This window comes from Pseudomonas monsensis, from assembly GCF_014268495.2.
Taxonomy (GTDB): Bacteria; Pseudomonadota; Gammaproteobacteria; order Pseudomonadales; family Pseudomonadaceae; genus Aquipseudomonas; species Aquipseudomonas monsensis.
The window spans coordinates 2842824-2860945 of sequence record NZ_CP077087.1; the positions used below are offsets into that span (position 1 = coordinate 2842824).

General features: G+C 60.9%; 11 protein-coding genes. 3 read left to right on the forward strand and 8 right to left on the reverse strand.

Annotation, left to right across the window (positions count from 1 at the left end; genetic code table 11):
- The first annotated feature begins 276 nt into the window (after positions 1 to 276).
- Positions 277 to 1188, forward strand: coding sequence for a LysR family transcriptional regulator (locus HV782_RS12565; RefSeq protein ID WP_186747187.1), 912 nt, complete (start codon positions 277 to 279; stop codon positions 1186 to 1188).
- An 18-nt stretch (positions 1189 to 1206) separates the two neighbouring features.
- On the opposite strand, the gene argE is transcribed toward HV782_RS12565, so the two are convergent.
- The 7 genes from argE to HV782_RS12600 all read right to left on the reverse strand — a co-directional run bounded on the left by argE (position 1207) and on the right by HV782_RS12600 (position 9590).
- Positions 1207 to 2355, reverse strand: a complete 1149-nt coding sequence (gene argE, locus HV782_RS12570) for an acetylornithine deacetylase (protein WP_128614315.1) — start codon at positions 2353 to 2355, stop codon at positions 1207 to 1209.
- The gene (locus HV782_RS12575) at positions 2352 to 3029 is read right to left on the reverse strand and encodes a DUF1028 domain-containing protein (protein WP_123467900.1); all 678 of its coding nucleotides are present in this window, start codon (positions 3027 to 3029) and stop codon (positions 2352 to 2354) included. The genes argE and HV782_RS12575 overlap by 4 nt, the downstream gene beginning before the upstream one ends.
- 154 nt (positions 3030 to 3183) lie before the next feature.
- Positions 3184 to 3600, reverse strand: a complete 417-nt coding sequence (locus tag HV782_RS12580) for a RidA family protein (protein WP_123467902.1) — start codon at positions 3598 to 3600, stop codon at positions 3184 to 3186.
- Positions 3601 to 3655: 55 nt separating this feature from the next.
- A complete protein-coding gene (locus HV782_RS12585; protein WP_186747185.1) occupies positions 3656 to 4975 on the reverse strand; it encodes a flavin-containing monooxygenase in 1320 nt (439 codons plus the stop codon).
- A gap of 186 nt (positions 4976 to 5161) precedes the next feature.
- Positions 5162 to 6496 (reverse strand): TolC family outer membrane protein, encoded by a 1335-nt coding sequence (locus HV782_RS12590; RefSeq protein ID WP_189655908.1) that lies wholly within the window; start codon positions 6494 to 6496, stop codon positions 5162 to 5164.
- Positions 6497 to 6506: 10 nt separating this feature from the next.
- Positions 6507 to 7853, reverse strand: a complete 1347-nt coding sequence (locus tag HV782_RS12595) for an HlyD family type I secretion periplasmic adaptor subunit (protein ID WP_186747181.1) — start codon at positions 7851 to 7853, stop codon at positions 6507 to 6509.
- The gene (locus HV782_RS12600; RefSeq protein ID WP_128615414.1) at positions 7854 to 9590 is read right to left on the reverse strand and encodes a type I secretion system permease/ATPase; all 1737 of its coding nucleotides are present in this window, start codon (positions 9588 to 9590) and stop codon (positions 7854 to 7856) included.
- Between the two features lie 315 nt (positions 9591 to 9905).
- Between HV782_RS12600 and HV782_RS12605 the strand changes: the two genes are divergently transcribed.
- Complete coding sequence (locus tag HV782_RS12605) at positions 9906 to 10604, forward strand: response regulator (protein ID WP_128615413.1); 699 nt, start codon at positions 9906 to 9908, stop codon at positions 10602 to 10604.
- Here HV782_RS12605 and HV782_RS12610 read toward each other — a convergent pair whose 3' ends face one another.
- Positions 10605 to 12083, reverse strand: coding sequence for a sensor histidine kinase (locus HV782_RS12610; RefSeq protein WP_186747179.1), 1479 nt, complete (start codon positions 12081 to 12083; stop codon positions 10605 to 10607).
- Positions 12084 to 12156: 73 nt separating this feature from the next.
- Between HV782_RS12610 and HV782_RS12615 the strand changes: the two genes are divergently transcribed.
- Positions 12157 to 18102, forward strand: a complete 5946-nt coding sequence (locus HV782_RS12615) for a peroxidase family protein (RefSeq protein WP_186747177.1) — start codon at positions 12157 to 12159, stop codon at positions 18100 to 18102.
- The last annotated feature ends 20 nt before the right edge of the window (positions 18103 to 18122 follow it).

Sequence of the window (18122 nt, forward strand, 5' to 3'; positions counted from 1 at the left end):
AAGCGATCATGTGCAAAGCCCCGGAATAGATAAATTAGTAAGTTTGTTGCTACAGACCTTAAAAAAAATATGCTTCGGCTGGTGGGGGGCTCCGGTATGGTCAACCCTGTTTTCATATCAGGATCTGCCGGGTCCCGTGGCGAGGGGATTCATCCCCGTCGGGCTGCGAAGCGGCCCCTCTTTTGATCTAAAAAAGCAGGGGACTGCTGCGCCTTCAAAGGGGGATGAAGCCCTCGCCACAAAAGTACTGCCAGACTTATTTCACCGGAGGTGCTCATGGCTGCCTACAACCTGCGCCAGCTCAAATACTTCGTCACCACCGCCGATTGCGGCAGCGTTGCCGAAGCTTCGCGCAAGCTCTACATCGCGCAACCGTCGGTCTCGACCGCGATCAAACACCTGGAAGAAAGTTTCGGTGTGCAGCTGTTCATCCGCCATCACGCCCAGGGTGTTTCCCTGACGCCCAGCGGCTCACGGTTCTATCGCAAGGCGCTGGAGCTGTTGCGGGTGGCCCATGAGTTCGAGCAGAACGCCCTGGCCGATAACGATGTGGTGGCGGGGCAGATTGATATCGGCTGTTTCGAAACCGTCGCACCGCTCTACCTGCCGCGCCTGATCGCCGGTTTCAAGGCACGCTGGCCGGGAGTGGAAATCCGCATACGCGATGGCGAGCAGCAGGAGCTGGTGCAGGCATTGACCGCCGGCAGTATCGACGTGGCGATGATGTTCGAACACGATCTCGACAGCACCATCGAAACCACGCCGCTGATGCCGCCGCAACAGCCTTACGCCTTGTTGCCGGCCAGCCATCGCTTTGCGCAACAGGCGAAAGTCTCGCTGCACGATCTGGTGCTGGAACCGATGATTTTGCTCGATGTGGTGCCGAGCCGAACCTACTTCGTGAGCATTTTCGAAGAACGCGGACTGACGCCGAATATCGTCTTCAGCTCACCGTCGATCGAGATGGTGCGCGGCATGGTCGGCAATGGATTCGGCTTCTCGATTCTGGTGACCAAGCCGTTCAGCGACTACACCTATGACGGTCAGCAAGTGGTGTGTGTGCCGCTGGCGGAAACCGTGACCGGCTCGGGGCTGTCGGCCGCGTGGCTGCGGCGGGTGCAACTGACCAAACCGGTGCAGTTGTTTGTCGATCATTGCCGCGAAGAGTTGGCCCGGCTGTACCCGTGAGGGCCGCCGAGCCGGTTTTCAGACGCTGATCGAGGCAAGCATCCGTTGCAGCATGTCATCGCAAGCCTGCAACTGATCGAGGCTGACGAACTCGTCCGGTTTATGGCCCTGATCCATGCTGCCGGGGCCACAGACCACCGTGGGTATCCCCACCGCATCGAACAAGCCCCCTTCGGTGCCAAACGCCACGGTGCCGAACGCCGCAGAGCCGCAGAATGACGCAATCAACTCGGCTGCCTGGCTCTGCGCAGCGGTGGCCAGGCCCGGATATGCCGACAACTCGCTGAAGCGGATATCACTCTGCGCGCTGACCGCCCGCATGCGCGGCAGCACTTCGCGTTCGGCGTAGGTTTTCAGTGCCGCGGCGACCAAGGCCGGATCCTGCGAGGGCAGGGCGCGGATCTCGAAATCGAAGCGGCAATCGGCGGGCACGATGTTCAGGGCCTTGCCGCCGCTGATCACCCCGGTTTGCACGGTGCTGTAGGGCGGGTCGAAACGCGGGTCATGATGCGCCGGCGCTTTCAGTTGCTGGCCGAGGCGACCCAGTTCGCCGATCAGTTCGGCGGCGTATTCGATGGCGTTGACCCCGAGCGGCGCATAGGCCGAATGGCACGGATGGCCGTGCACCTCGCAACGCATCGCCAGTTTGCCCTTGTGGCCGAGCACCGGTTTCAGTTCGGTGGGTTCGCCGATGATGCACAGCAGCGGTTTGATCGGGCGCTGTTGCAGCACCTTGAGCAGCGAACGCACGCCGAGGCAGCCGACTTCTTCATCGTAGGACAGGGCGATGTGCACCGGCCTGCGCAATGACGCGTTCACCAGCGCCGGCACCAGGGCCAGTACGCAGGCAATGTAGCCCTTCATGTCGGCGGTGCCGCGCCCGAACAGCTTGCCGTCGCGCTCAGTGAGTTCGAACGGTGGCAGTGTCCATGGCTGGCCATCGACCGGCACCACATCGGTATGCCCGGACAGCACGATGCCCGGTTGATCCACCGGGCCGATCGTGGCGAACAGATTGGCCTTGCTGCGTTCGTCGTTGTAGATCAGCGCGCAGGGCACATCGAATCGGGCGAGGTAATCGCGCACGAACTCGATCAGTTGCAAGTTGGATTCACGGCTGGTGGTGTCGAACCCCACCAGCACTTCGAGCAACTCGACGCTGTTCATCGGTCGTCACCGGCAACGCCGTAGCCCGGTGCCTTGGCCGGATCGAGGGCGCGGTCGATGTAGTCCTGCAACTGCGGGCGGTAGGCGTCCCACAGCGTTTGCAACTGACCGATCGGGTTTTCATCGGCCCAGTCGACGCGCAGGTTGACGATCGGCCAGGTCTGTTCGCCGACCACCACCACGGCGGCGGAGTGCACGGGACCGGCTTCGCCACCGAGGGCCTGGGCGGCGTGCAGGGCTCTGAGCAAGCGGTCGGCCAGTTGGCCTTCGCTGTCTTCGAAGGCGCTGACCATCGCTTCGATCACCGAGCGCCCGGCGAGCATGTTGCCGGCGGCCACGCATTGCTCGCCGACCACTGCGTTATGTACACCAAGGGTCTGCGAACCGCTGAAATGCGCGGTCTGGCCGAGGTGGTTGATGGCGGTGATCTGGCGGTACTGGCTGTAGCCGTTGCGCGTGAGCACCTGGTCCAGTGCCGCGTCGGGAGCCAGGCCTTGCTCCATCAGCGCGAGCACCTCCGGACCGAGGGAGGGCAGGGTGATGTTCTGGCTCGACACCGCGCCCACACCGGGCAACAGCCACGGGCAGCGCGCGCCGACGGCGATGCTGGAGGAACTGATGGCGACGCCGAACTGGCCGGTTTCGGGGCAGCGGGCGGCAATAGAGAAGGTCATTTGCTTGCTCCTTTCCAGGAAGATGTTGTCCTTGAAGGCCTCATCGCAGGCTTGCCAGCTCCCAAACGTATCGGGTCGATCAGGAAGCTTTCAAACAACCCCAAACCCTGTGGGAGCTGGCTTGCCAGCGATAGCCGCGACTCGGTGTGATGCCTTACTCAGGAATCACTGCAACCACATCAATCTCCATCAACCACTGCGGTTGACCCAGCGCCGACACCACCAGCCCGGTGGAAATCGGGAACACACCTTTGAGCCACTTGCCGACCTCCTGATACACCGGCTCGCGATAACGCGGGTCGATCAGGTAGGTGGTTGTCTTGACGATATGGCTCATGTCGCTGCCGGCTTCTTCCAGCAGTTGCTTGACGTTGCGCATGGCTTGTTCGGCCTGCGCACGGGGATCACCCAGGCCGACCAGGTTGCCATCGAAATCAGTACCGACCTGACCGCGCACATACACGGTGTTGCCGGCACGCACGGCCTGACACAGGTCGTTGTCGAGCGTCTGGTTGGGGTAGGTGTCTTTGGTGTTGAACATGCGAATGCGGGTGTGAGTGGGCTGGCTCATGTGAGGCTCCTGACGAATAAAGGCCCGGCGCACCGGCGCCGGTGGAAAAGGGGAATCAGGCGTCGACGGTGTCGGCGGCTTTGCTGTGTGCGTTCGAATGCAGGGCGGCTTCACGCTGCTCGGCATCGCGATAGTCGAGGTACTTGCGCTGGGTGGCGATGTGATCGGCGACGTGTTTGGCGTCGTGCCACACGCCCCAGATGAACGAGGAACCACGCCGTGACTGCCACGGCAGACCGAGGAAATACACCCCCGGCTCGCTGGACACACCGCGCTGATGCACGGGCTTGCCTTTGTCATCGAACGCCGCGACTTGCAGCCACGAATAATCCACGGCGAACCCGGTGGCCCAGATGATCGACGTGACCCCGGCCTTGACCAGGTCCAGATCGGCCAGTGGGTGTTTCACGCACTCGGGGTCCGCAAAGGTTTCCCGCGCCTCGGGTTCTTCCGGCAGGTCCAGGCCATTGCGCTCGATGTAGGCGTCGGCCGCGTCGAGCAGCGCCAGATAGTTTTCGTCGCCGCGCTTGAGGTTGTCGATCAGGTCCTGCTTGAAGCTCACCACGCCGTTGTTGAACGACTCGGTGACGCCGACCAGCGTCATGCCGCGATGGGCCAGGCCACGGAAGTCGATGGTGCGCCCGCCATGAGCACCACTGACCGCGATGGTCACGTGCTCGCGCCCCGGTTTCATTGCCGCCTGATCCCACTCGCCGAGCACGCCCAGCCACCAGCAAAAATCACGGTTGCGGTAGGCGCGAGGCGGGCGGTCGTGGGCGCCGACCGAGAGGTACACCTGCTTGCCGGCGCGTTGCAGTTCATCGGCGATCTGCACGCCCGACGAACCGGCGCCGACCACCAGCACGGCGCCTGCCGGCAATTGCTCTGGATTGCGGTAATCCGCGGAGTGAATCTGCAGCAGACGCGCGTCTTTGGGCGCAATCGCCGGGATCACTGGCGTCTGAAACGGGCCGGTTGCGGCGACAACACGGCTGGCTTCGATGACGCCTTCAGAGGTCTGGACGGTGAAGCCCGGACGACCGACATTGCGCACCACGCTTTTTACCTCCACACCGGTGCGGATCGGCGCGTTGAATTTCTTCGCGTAGGCTTCGAAGTAATCGGCTACGCGCTCTTTGGGGGCGAAACCGTCGGGATCGACGTCATCGAATTCCAGCCCCGGGAAGCGGTCGTGCCACGCCGGACCGTTGGCCACCAGCGAATCCCAACGCCCGGTGCGCCAGCGTTCGGCAATGCGATTGCGCTCCAGCACCAGGTGCGGCACACCGAGTTTGCTCAGGTGCTCGCTCATGGCTACGCCCGCCTGGCCGGCACCCACGATCAGCGTGTCTGTTTTTATTATTTCAGTGGTCATCTCTACATCCTTCCTAGCAAGGCAGTGGGATTCGGGCGCTGTTGGCTTGTCCGTTTTGCTTGCGGTCAGACTAGGGAGGAGGGGGGGATCGGTAAAATATTATTAAGCTGGGATGTGAAGATAAAATTCTGATGCAGAGGCCCGGAGTCCGCGTATATCAAGGGCTGCACGGCTGCCCGGCCAGGCTCAGAACGACAGCCGGGGCCCCAGATAGGCATTGGCGCTTTCGATGTCGTCGTCGCCCAGTGCGCCGACGTCGGCCGCCAGCCGCAGCCTCGCCAGCAGGTAGCGGAGTTTGGCTTCGAACAGGTCGCGGCGCGCGTTGAAGATCTGTTCCTGGGCGTTGAGGATGTCGATATTGGTGCTGCTGCCTGCCAGAAAGCCTTTTCTGGACGACAACAGCGAGCGCTCGCTGGAACTGACGGCTTTTTCCAGCGCATGAATGCGCGCTTCACCACTTTGTACGGCGCGAAACTCGCGAGTGGTCCCCGAGATGATTTCTTCGCGAGTGGCATTTAGATCTTCTTCAGCCTGGTCCCGGGTGGCCACGCTTTGCCGGGCGCGGGCACTCACGTAGCCACCGCTGTACAGCGGAATGTTCAGCTCCACTCCCGCCGAGGTGTAACGGTTGCGTTGATTCTGCGTCGACAGGGTCTCGCTGTCGGCGGCGGTGTAGCCCAACACCAGATCAAGCGTCGGCCAGTGGCCTGCCTTGGCTTTGGCCACTTCTTCATCGGCGGTGTTGACATTCAAGCGACGGGCGCGGACCGACGGATTATCGGCGCCCGCGCGGATGATCCATTCCTGCAGGTTATCGGGTCGCAACGGCGGGGTAGGGAAGGCTTCCTGCAACGTCGCAATCTGCTCGGGTGCTTCACCGACGTACTCTTGCAACTGGCGTCTGGCGACAACAAGGCTGTCTTGTGCCTCGATCAGTTCAGCCTGAGCGAGATCGCGTCTCGCCACGGCTTCGTCGACATCGGTGACGGTGCCGTCGCCCAGCTCGCGACGGCGCTGAGTTGAGGCCACCTGTTCATTCAGTGCGTTGAGTTTGGCCGTTGAAAGCTTGACCGTTTCATGGGCCAGCAGCACGTCGAAGTAACGCCCGGCCAGGCGCACCGCCGAGTCCTGGGCCTTGCCGTCGTACACCGCGTTACCGTACTCGGCCTGATACTGGCCTTGCCGATACTCGGCCATTTTCTGCTTGTTGAATAATGGCTGGCGCAGTTGCAGGGTGGCACCGCGCGAGGCGTAGTTCAGGTCGTTGGTGTGATTGTTACCGTAGAAGTCCGGCTGTTGCTGCGTGCCGTTGATGTGGTTGTCGAACGCGGTGATCCCGATTTTCGGCAGCAGGCCGGATTTGCCGATGGCGCGGTTTTCCAGAGCGGCATCACGCTCGTACCCGGCTGACAGCAAGGTGGGACCCTGAAATTGCATCAGGTTCCACGACTCGCGCAGATCCAGTGCTGCGGCCGATTGTGCCAGCCCCAACAGCGTGGCAACCCCGATCACTCGGCGCAGGCCATGCACTTCATTGCTCCTTGAACGCGCTGTTGACGCGGTCGAGCAGAGGTTTCAACAGGTAGCTGAGCAGGTTGCGCTCCCCGGTCTTGATGGTGACCGAGGCGGGCATGCCGGCACGTATGTGATTGTCGCCGAGCATGGCCATGCCGGCCTGGGTCACTTCGATCTGGGCCAGGTAATAGGGCTGCTTGTTGTCCTCACTCATCAGGCGGTCGGCAGAGATGGTCAGCACCTTGCCGGGAATGTTGGGCGTCTGCACATGGTTGAACGCGGGGAACGAAATCATCACCGGCAGCCCGGGGTTCATACGGTCGATGGCCTGCACCGGAATCATCGCGTCGATTTGCAAAGGCTCATGGGCGGGGACGATTTCCATGATCTTGAAACCGGGGGCGATGACCCCGCCGACCGTCGACACGCTCAAGCCCTGCACCATGCCGTCGATGGGCGAGCGGATTACCGTGTGCCGCACCTGATAGTCCAGCGCTTGCAAGCGATCGGTGAGGGCGCTGTTTTCCTTTTGCACATCGGCCAGCAGCGACTGCACTTCCTTGCGGTAGTCGTATTCGCGTTGGATGATGCGCAACTTGATGTCGGCCGCCTGCCCCCGGGCGCGGGCGATGTTGTTCAGGTTATCGGCCTGAGAGGCATTCAGGTCGGAACCGGTGCGCTCCAGTTCCAGCATGCGGTTGCGCGGCACGTAGCCTTCGGCGGCGAGTTGGCGCACGCCGGTCAGTTCCTGATTGAGGAAGCCAATCTGTGATGAGCGGGCGTTGTAGACGCGCTGCAGCCCCTTGATTTGCGCGTCCGCCGAGTTGAGCGATTCGCGCAGGATGTCGAGCTCGCCGGCCAGACTGGCGCGGCGCGTTTCGAACAGATGACGCTGCAGGCGGATCGCCTCGCTCAGGTGCTCATTGTCGGCGTAGCGCTGCAGCATGAGCGGGTCGAAGACCACCTCCGATAAACCGTCGCGCTCGGCTTGCAGACGGTTTTCCATGGTTTTCGTGGCGATGAATTGGGCGTTGACCACCCCTTGCTCGGAGAGCGCCTGAGTGGCATCGAGCCTGACCAGTTCCTGATCCTTTCTGACGTTGTCGCCTTCACGCACCAGAATCGCGTCGATGGTGCCGCCGGTCTGGTGCTGAATGGCCTTGCGGTTACTGGTGACCTTGACCGTGGCGGTGGCAACGATCCCCGCGTCCAGCGGCGCGAGCCATGACCAGAGTAAAAAACTGCCGAAGCCGACGATCACCAACAGCACGCCCCAGCGCGCCGGGCGTCGGTCGTCGACGTCGATCTCGGCCACTGCACGCAGCAGTTCCTGGCCATGCGGGTCAACACTCAAGGCCCCCATTTACTCTCTCCCGCGCACGGCTGACAGGGTGGGTGAGCCCACGGTCGGTAGCACGCTGGTTTGACGCAACGCCGCGAACACCTCTTCCCGTGGGCCGAACAACTGGGTGCTGCCTTCGCGCAGCATCAGGACTTTATCGACAGTGCCGAGGATGCTCGGCCGATGGCTGATCAACACCGTGGTGCAGCGCCGCTGCTTCAGATCCTCCAGCACTTCGATCAGTGCTTTCTCGCCGGCGTCGTCGAGGTTGGCGTTGGGTTCGTCGAGCACAATCAGCGAAGGTTCGCCATACAGCGCGCGGGCCAGGCCGATGCGTTGGCGCTGGCCACCGGACAACGGGTTGCCATCGACGTCCAGCGTGGTGTCGTAACCTCGGGCAAAGCGCAGGATCATGTCGTGTACGCCGGCGCGCCTGGCGGCGATGATCACTGCTTCACTGTCGACATTGCCGAAGCGCGCGATGTTGTCGGCGATGGTCCCTTCGAACAATTCCACGTCCTGCGGCAGATAGCCGATCCACGGGCCCAGTTCCTGTTTGTTCCACAGGTAGACGTCGGCACCGTCGAGTCGCACCTTGCCACTGAGTGCGGGCCAGATGCCCACCAGCAAACGCGCCAGTGTCGATTTTCCCGACGCAGAAGGACCGATGATGCCCAGTGATTCACCGGGTGACAGGTTGAAGTTGGGCCCGTGAAGGATGGCTTGCGTCATGCCCGGTGCACCGGCGTGCAGGTGTTCCACCGAGATCATGCCCAACGGTTTTTGCAGTTTCATCGCATCGGCGCGGGCCGGGAAATCCTGCAACAGGTCGCGCAGGCGCGACCACGCACGGCGACTGGTCAGCAGTTGTTTCCAGGCTCCTATCAATTGCTCCACGGGTGCCAGTGCCCGGCCACTGAGGATCGAACAGGCGATCATCATGCCCGGGGTGATCGAGCCCTCGATGGCCAGCAACGCACCGGTGCCGAGGATCAGTGATTGCAGGGTGATACGCACGAAACGCCCGAGGCCGCTGATGTAGGCCGCTCGATCCGAGGCCATAGTCTGCATCTGCAGAATCCGCAGGTGGCTGCCGAACCAGCGCCCGGTGATCGCCGGCAGCATGCCCATCGCTTCAATGACTTCGGCGTTGCGCAGATTGTTGTTGGCGAATGTGCCTGAAACCTGGGCGGCCATGTTGGCTTCGGCCAGGGGCTTTTTCGTGGCGATTTCGGTGAGCCAGGTCAGTGCCACCAGAATCAGCGAGCCGCACAAGGTGACGATACCCAGCAACGGATGAATCAGATAGGCGACGAACAGGTAGATTGGCGTCCACGGCGCATCGAAAAAGGCGAACAGCCCATTGCCGGTCAGAAACTGGCGCACCTGGGCAAGGTCTTGCAGCGCCTGGGCGGGGTTGCCGCCGGCACGTTGCAGGTTGCGCTCGAACGCGGCGGTGAACACTCGACGGTTGAGGGCCATGTCGAGCCGGTTGCCGACCCGGATCATCACACGGGTGCGCACGACTTCGAGCATTGCCAGCAGGGTGTAGAGGCCGATCATCAGCAAGGTCAGCATCATCAGGGTGGTGAGGTTGCTGCTGACCAGCGCCCGGTCGTACACCTGCAACATGTAGATGGCAGGAGAGAGCATCAGCACGTTGATCACGCCACTGAATCCGGCCAGCGAATAAAGCGTGTGGCGCAGCCGAAAAAACACGTCGGCAAACTCGGATCGCGGGTGTTTTTTCGTGTTCATCGCAAGGTTCCAGTGCCGTGGCCTGATGTACCTCAGCGTAGGAGAGCGACTGTTGGTCGGATGACCTTCAGGTCCGGGTTTTCACTGGCGTTATATTTCTGACGGTTTTTTGTTTATTCAAAAACAATGGCTTGCCCGTCTATTTTGTCGCCGCTTGTTAAGCGGATGACTTGTTGACGGCGAAAAATCGCCCGACCTAAGTCTAATTTTTGCGCTGGCGACCCGGTCTGCAATGGGTCGGAGCCCTGCGGCCGGGCGGGTTAGCTGCTATTAATCAATGGGCGTCAATACGCATGGCCTTTTCAGGAGCGCGTTATGAATCCGTTTATCCGCATCGGTATTGCCGATGATCACCCTCTACTGCGTGAAGGTGTTGCCAACACGTTGAGAAAAAGGGCAGATCTGCAAGTCGTGGAACAAGGCGGCAATGCCGACGAGGCACGGGATATTGCTCAGCGGATGAGACCGGACGTGATGCTGATGGACGTCAATATGCCGGGCGACGTATTTGCCGCAGTGAAGTTCATCTCCACGCAATTACCGCAGGTGAAAGTGCTGATGCTGACGGTGTCAGAGTCTGAGGATGACGCCTATTCAGCCCTGGAAGCGGGTGCGCGCGGATATGTGTTGAAGGGCGTCAGCGGACCGGATCTGGTGCTGGCGATCCGTTCGATTGCCAGGGGCGAAACCTTTATCACCCCAGAGTTCGCCAACAAACTGTTGAGCAATTTCAAGAAACATGAAGCCGAAGTCCGCAAGATCGACCTCACTCATCGGGAAGAGCAGATTATCCGCGAAGTCTCGAAGGGCCTGACCAACAAAGAGGTGGCCTCCAAGCTGTTCATCAGCGAAAAAACCGTCAAGTACTACATGACGTGCGTGATGCAAAAGTTGCATGCACGCAACCGGGTGGAAGCGGTCACGGCGCTCAGGCGCCACTGGGAGCGCGAGGCTGTCGGGCGATTGCACATCAGCCCGGCGCCAACGCCTCTGGATGTTCACGGGGGGTCCTGATTACCACTGCAACTGTGCACTGATGGCGGTGCCGACGCCCGGTGAGGACTCGATACTGAACACGCCGCCCAGTGACTCCACGCGATAGCGCAAACCGGCCAGCCCCAGCCGGTTTCGTCCGTGGCCATCGACCACTAAAGCGTCGGCCGCCATGCCCGGCCCGTCGTCTTTGACGGTGATGGTCAGTGTTCCTTCCTGGTGATGCGCGATGATCCTCTGGCCTTTGCCCTGCGCATGTCGGTAGGCATTGTTCAGTGCCTCTTGCACAAAACGGTAAAGGCACAGCTTCACCGGTAGTGGTGCCGCGTCTGGCAAATTTTCGATATTCAACTGCACTTTGCTGCCTGTGCGTTGTTCATGCCGCTGGGCCACCAGCTGCAGTTCCTGCGTCAGGGTCAGGTCGTTGATTTCCGGAAGGGCCAGGCCTCGCGAAAGGTCGCGCACCTCACGCAAGGCGTCGGTAGCGGCGCCGCGGATGGTTTCCAGCGACTCCTGATCCAGTGTTGTGCAGTGCTCGGCCAAGTCATCCAGGCGGATCAGAATCAGTGTCAGCAGTTGGGCCGGCCCGTCATGCAGATCGGCACCAATGCGGCGCAGGGTCAATTCGTTGATGCGCGAGAACTCTTGGGTCGCGGTGTTGATTTTGCGATGCAGGGCGGCGTTGCTGATGTGCAGGCGGGTCTGCTCCAACAGCCGCATTCGCAGGGTCACCTGTTGACGCTGGATGATCTGGTCGCCACGCCGGACAATGAAAAACAGCAGCGTCAACATCGCCAGCGTAGCCGTGCCGACCACCATCCACACTTGTTGACGGACGCGGTTGATTTCCTGTTCCAGGCTTTCGGCTTTTTCGTAGAACTCGCCCACGGCGATGATTTTCCGGGTGCTGAATTCGCGCAGTGGCGCGTAGATTTCGTACAGCGGTACGTTGAGCTTGCGCTCGAATTCGTTCTCTTCCTGATCCAGGTCTTCAAGGTCGGTGACCACATTGCCTTTGAGCGCCTCGGCAATTTCATCCATCGGGAACTGGCGGTTGGTGATGGATTTGTCTGTGCTGTAGACCACCGTGCCATCGCCACGCCAGATTTTGATCGAGACGATGTGTCGCTTCAGCGAGCGGCTATCCATGAGCCGATCCAGGGATTTGACGCTGGTCGGGGACAGGCCGTTATCGCGACTCATCTCCTGCACGTACGGCTCCAGAAACGCTTCCATGTAATGCGCGCCCGCTTCGGCAGCGCTCTGCACGGCTGCACGCTCGATGCGTGCACTCACCAGTTTGCCGACGAAAAACATCGTCAGCCCGAGGATCAGTGCAGCGGCCAGCACAAACTGGGTGGAGCGGCTCAGATGGCGGGTGCGCTGCTTGAAGCGCCAGCGCCAGAGTCTTCCGTGGACAGGTCTGGGTTCGACCAAAGTCTCAGACTCATCGGCGACAAAAGTCTCGATTTTTGATTGGACTTTTGCATCTTTTGCCATCGCGTCGATTTCCTGATGATCGTGGTAAGTCGGTTGAAAAACCTTGCGAGCCAACGGATATCCGGAGTTTGCCATGTACCAGCTAAAGCGCTTCACCCTCAACAGCAACGATATTTCGTTCCTCGAGCAACAGGTGACGTTTCCGACCATCCATATCGTTGGCTACGACAGCGCCGGTCAGCCGCTATACGGCTATGACGGTTCCGATGGCAATGTCCATGTGCTCGGCTTGCTTGGTAGCTTCAACCCACTCGACACACCGCCCGGTGAAACCGTCTGGTACAACGGCGCCCGCGATCCGATCGGTCTGCGCAACGTCTCCGGCCATTTCAACAACCTGACTCAGGACGGGCAAAGCTGGGGCAGTTTCGGGCAGAACTTCATCCGTTTGACCCATTCGGACTACAACCACTACGTCCAGCAAAATCTGAGTAACGACGCCTTGGCCGGCGCCGGCGTTCCGGCAGGCGCCACGCCCATGACTGACAGTAGTTCACTCTATAGCGATCCGACAGCATCGCTGGTGGACTACACCCCGCGGATGATCAGCCAGACCATCGTCAGCGGCGGGGTCACCTTCGCCACCGACGCCAATGGCCATATCCAGCACACCGCCACGGGCGTGGCGATCGTCACCGATCCGGGCATTCTCGGCACCATCGGTGAAGTCGACACCAGTGCGCCGGACTCCGGCCAGTACTACATCCGCAACCAGAACACCGTGTCAGGCGATCCGTCGACCACCGGCTGGTTCACCCTGTTCGGGCAATTCTTCGACCACGGCCTGGACTTCATCAACAAGCCCAACCAGAACGCGACGATCACCATTCCGCTGGCGCCGGACGATCCGCTCTACGGCACGATCGGTCCGGATGGGCAGCCGGTGTATTCGATCAAGGTCCACCGGGCCTCCGTGGCTGAAGTGGACGGGCAGGGGCAGGCGCAGTACGTCAACCTCGACTCGCCCTACATCGATCAGAACCAGACCTACGGCTCCAATGACGCGGTCACGCAGTTGTTGCGCCAGTGGGTGGCCGATCCCAATCACCCGGGGCAATTCATTGCCGGCGCGGCGCTGTTCGATGGCACGACCCTGAGCGATGAAGCCGCCTGGACACTCAACGGCGTACTGACCCACCAGACCCTGCCGACCTTGAGCGAATTGCGCGCCCATGTGCTGGCCACCGGTCGTGATGATCTGACCTGGGACGACATCGCCAACTTCCGCGTGCGCGATGCCCATGGGCATGTGCTCGATGCCGATCCCAACACCGCTGGCGTGCAGGCGGTGTACACCCGTGAGGCGTTGTTGCTGGACATGAACCCGCACTTCGATGATGCGCACATCGACCAGGCCCGACTGATGTCGCTGGACGCGCACATCACCAGCATCACCTTCGATGCCAACAACCCTTACGGCATGGTCGTCAATTACGATAATGCCGGGCCGAAGAATCTGTTCAGCTTCGTCAACTTTGCTGATTTCACCATCAGCGCGGCAGCGGGCAGTGCCGATTACGCAGTGGCCAACGAACTGTTGCTGCAATCGGTGGGCGATCACTACATTGCCGGCGACGGACGGGTGAACGAAAACTTCGGTCTCACGGCGATCCATCACGTGTTCCACGAAGATCACAATGTGCAGCTGATCAACCTGCAGAACGAAGTGCTGAGCCAGACTGACGTCAATGTCCGGCACAACTGGCAAGTGCAGATCAGCAATGGCAGCGGCGGTTTTTACAGCGACGCCAATGGCAACTTCACCCTGGCCGACGGCGTCACGGTGTCTTGGGATCAGGACAAATTGTTCTACGCCGCCAAACTCACCGTGGAGATGGAATACCAGCACGTGGCGATCGACCAGTACGCCCGGTTGATCACGCCGGATCTGCCCGAATTCGTCACCTATGACTCGGGGATCAACACCAATATCTCGCTGGAGTACGGTCAGGCCGCATTCCGCTTCGGCCACTCGCAACTGCGCGAGACCATTGATGCTCTGGAGAAAAACGCCAGTGGTGGCTACGACCTGACCGGCGCGATCACCCACTATGCGCTGGAGCAGGCGTTTCTCAATCCGGGCGGTTTTGCCGAAGTGGGACCCACCGCAATTGCGCTGGGGATGACCCGGCAGATCAGCAACGAAATCGATGAGTTCGTCACCCCGGCGTTGCAACAAGGCTTGCTTGGCCAGCCACTGGACCTGGCGACCATCAACCTGGCGCGTGGTCGGGATCTGGGGTTGCCAACCCTGAACCAGGCACGGCAGCAGATCCACGATGCGCTGATCGCGGAACGGGCCTCGCCGGCCGGTGCGCAGCACCACACTAACCTGATCGTCGACGGCCTGACGCCCTATACCAGCTGGAGTGACTTCGCCAACAACATGATTCACCCCGAGTCGCTGGTGAACTTCATCGCGGCCTATTCGTTCGACGGTGATGTGGCGCACGCCCAGGCGATCATCGATGCCGATGCGACGGGCGTGACCACCAACTACGCCGGTGGCAGTGTGACGGCAGAGCAAGCGGCCTATTTCCTCTCCGGCGCAGCCGATCCTGCCGGCAATCACGTGGCCGGTTATGACGGTTACAACGCGATCGATCTATGGATCGGCGGTCTGGCGGAAAAGCACGTCTATACCGGGCAACTGGGGACCACCTTCAATGCGATCTTCGAGGATCAGATGGAACGGTTGATGGACGGTGACCGTTTCTACTACCTGTTCCGCCTCGACCTCGGCTTGCCGGCGATGACCAACCTCAACGAGCAGGTGGTCACCGAGCAGTTCAAGGACATCATCGAACGCACCACCGACGCACGGCACCTGGCCGGGGATGTGTTTGGCTATGCCGACAGCTACATCGAGTTGAGTTACACCGACTCGGGCGCCAGTCCGACCGCGTACAAGAGCGAGCACAAGTACGGCACGCTCATTGAAGCCAACCACCTGGGGGTCTACTCCACCGGGGGCGTCGGTGGGATTGGTGGCAACGGCTTGCTGGTGAGCTTGAGCAATCCGGAAACCCATACCGCGCAAACCTATATCCGTGACTACCGGCCGGATCAGGGCCAGAACCCTGACGGCACCGCAGCCGTAGGCTACAACTCCCACGAAGTGCTGGTCGGTACCGACTATAACGACTGGCTGGATGCCGGCGACGGCGACGATACGATCTATGGCGAGGGTGGCGACGACATCCTCGATGGCAAGTCGGGTGCCGACCATATCTACGGTGGCGCCGGTAACGACGTGATCTACGGTGGCGACATCGAAGACTTCCTCGATGGCGGGGATGGCGACGACACCATTTATGCCGGGACCAGTGCCGGCGTCCTGGATGTGGTGATCGGCGGCAACGGCAATGACCACCTTTACGGTGAAGCCGGGATCGACGAACTGTACGGCGGTGCCGGTAACGATTACATCGATGCCGGTGGCGACACCGACCTGGTGCATGGCGGCGACGGCAACGATGAAATCTATGGTGGTGACGGCCCGGACATCCTGTTCGGCGAAGACGGCGACGACATCATTTCCGGCGGCTCGACCGGTGACCAGGAGTTCGGCGGTGCCGGCGACGATATTCTCTTGCCGGGCCTCGGTGGTGCTCCAGGTCAGGGCGATGGCGATGAGGCCATTGGTGATGTCGGCTTCGACATTGCCGCATTCAGCGATGTGAACATTGCGCTGGATGCGGCGGCGGATCTGAACAACCAGAATATCGTCGCCGCCCCGGGCACTGGCGTGCTGTTCCAGCCGTTCAACGCCTTGCTCACCGACATTGAAGGGCTGATCGGTTCGCGCTTCAGTGACAGTCGGCCCAACAGTGCCGTGCCGGCCAATCCGACGGCCGGCCTGATCGGCAGCGCCACCGAGAACTGGCTGATTGGCGGCAGCGGCGACGACGTCGCCCAAGGCAACGGCGGTAATGATGTAATCGTCGGCGACTCGATCAAACTTGCCGACCTCAATCACTTGCTCGCCAGTCAGGGCTTTGCCGAGCATTTCACCGGCCTGCAAGCCAGTCGTCCGGATTTCATCCTGGGTGATAACCATGCTGCGCCCGGTACGGCCGATGGCGCAGCCGATACCGCGATCCTCAGTGGCAACTTCGCCGACTACAGCATCACCAAGTTCACCGACACCCGTCCGGGGGGCGAGTTGATCACCGCGTTCAAGGTGGTGGATCTGCGCGTGGGTGCTGCGAATGTCGACGGCACCGACATCGTGATCGGTGTCGAGAAACTGCGCTTCGCCGATCGCACGGTCAATCTGAGCATCACCAACCATTTGCCCACCGGCAATGTTGCAGTGTCGGGATTTGCCACCGCGCCCGCCACGCCGAGCCGGCCAGTGCCAACGCAGTATCGGCTGACCGCCAACACGTCGGCGATTCAAGATGCCGACGGCTTGCCGGGCCCAAGCGGCTTCTCCTATCAATGGCAAGCACTGGTGGGCGCCGCGTGGCTGAACATCGCAGGCGCCAATGCTTCGACCTTTGCCCCGACCTCGGCGCAGTTTGGTCAGCAGGTGCGAGTGCTGACCACCTACACCGACAATAACGGCACCGTGGAGCAATTGACTTCAGATCCGACGGAAGCGGTCGGACGCTTCATCGAGGGCACCAACTTCTTCAGCAATACCCTCAACGGCACCAACTATCAGGACATCCTGATGGGCTATTCAGGTAACGACGTGCTCAATGGCGGTCTCGGCTCGGATCTGCTGGATGGCGGTAGCGGCAACGACACGATGCGTGGCAATGTCGGTAACGACGTCTATATGGTCGACGCCAATGGCGATGTGGTGCAGGAAAACCTCAATGAGGGCACCGACACTGTGATGTCGTCGATCAGTTACACCCTGGGGGCCAACGTCGAAAACCTGACCTTGCTCGGCTCGGCCAATATCAATGGCACGGGTAACGCTCTGGACAACGTCATCACCGGCAATAGTGGCAACAACCAGCTCACCGGGCTGGCCGGCAATGACACGCTGTCGGGGGGCGGTGGCAACGACACAATGCTGGCGTCGCTCAACGATGGTAACGACCATTATGACGGCGGCGCCGGGACCGACACCTATGACCTCTCCGCCACCTCGGCGGCGGCCACGGTAGATTTGCAGGCAGGCACCTCAACCAGCACTCAGACCGGCAGTGACACCCTGACCGGCATTGAAAACGTCAACGGTGGCTCTGGCAACGATCATATCCTGGGCGACAGCACCAGCAACGTGCTGCAAGGTCAGGGCGGCAATGACTGGCTGGACGGTGGCAGCGGCAACGACACGCTGGTGGGTGGGCAAGGCCTGGACAGCGTGTTTGGCGGCCTGGGGAATGACGCTTTGCGCGCCTCGGTCAACGACGGCAACGACAGCTACGACGGTGGTGGTGACAATGACACATACGACTTGTCGGGTACGTCGGCCAGTGCCACGGTCAACCTGGCGACCGGTCTGGCGAGCAGCTCGCAGACTGGCAACGACACGCTGATCAACGTTGAAAACGTGATCGGCAGCAGCGGCGCCAACACCTTGACCGGTGATGCTGGCAACAACGTCCTGACGGGGCAGGGCAGCAGCGACACACTCGCTGGCGGAGGTGGCAGTGACACGCTCGAGGGCGGCGGCAATCGCGACACCTTGTCCGGCGGCACAGGCAATGATGTGTTCGTTTTCTCTGCCACAGGCGACTCGGGAACGACGGTTCTCACGCGCGATGTCATCAATGATTTCACTCAGGGGCAGGACCATATTGATCTGTCGCTGATTGACTCGCGAACTTCCGGCGCCGGTTCGGCCGGTAATCAGGATTTCACGTTCCTCGGCGAATGGAATGGCGTGGGTACCGAGTTCAGCAATCAGTCACAACTGAAGTACCACTTCGTGAACGTTGGCGGCGTGGATCACACCTATGTGGAGGGCAATGTAAATTCGGGATCTGGAGCGGATATTCAAATAGATCTGGTTGGGCATGTTGCGCTGACAGCGAGTGATTTTGTTGGCGTGGTTTGAATCGGCAACCGGTAAAAAAG

Bases quoted from the DNA above. Each gene is read 5' to 3' on its own strand.
- HV782_RS12565 (WP_186747187.1), top strand. From the start codon at position 277: ATGGCTGCCTACAACCTGCGCCAGCTCAAATACTTCGTCACCACCGCC.
- HV782_RS12610 (WP_186747179.1), bottom strand. From the start codon at position 12,083: ATGGCAAAAGATGCAAAAGTCCAATCAAAAATCGAGACTTTTGTCGCC.
- HV782_RS12615 (WP_186747177.1), top strand. From the start codon at position 12,157: ATGTACCAGCTAAAGCGCTTCACCCTCAACAGCAACGATATTTCGTTC.
- HV782_RS12595 (WP_186747181.1), bottom strand. From the start codon at position 7,853: ATGGGGGCCTTGAGTGTTGACCCGCATGGCCAGGAACTGCTGCGTGCA.
- HV782_RS12575 (WP_123467900.1), bottom strand. From the start codon at position 3,029: ATGACCTTCTCTATTGCCGCCCGCTGCCCCGAAACCGGCCAGTTCGGC.
- HV782_RS12585 (WP_186747185.1), bottom strand. From the start codon at position 4,975: ATGACCACTGAAATAATAAAAACAGACACGCTGATCGTGGGTGCCGGC.
- HV782_RS12605 (WP_128615413.1), top strand. From the start codon at position 9,906: ATGAATCCGTTTATCCGCATCGGTATTGCCGATGATCACCCTCTACTG.
- argE (WP_128614315.1), bottom strand. From the start codon at position 2,355: ATGAACAGCGTCGAGTTGCTCGAAGTGCTGGTGGGGTTCGACACCACC.
- HV782_RS12600 (WP_128615414.1), bottom strand. From the start codon at position 9,590: ATGAACACGAAAAAACACCCGCGATCCGAGTTTGCCGACGTGTTTTTT.
- HV782_RS12580 (WP_123467902.1), bottom strand. From the start codon at position 3,600: ATGAGCCAGCCCACTCACACCCGCATTCGCATGTTCAACACCAAAGAC.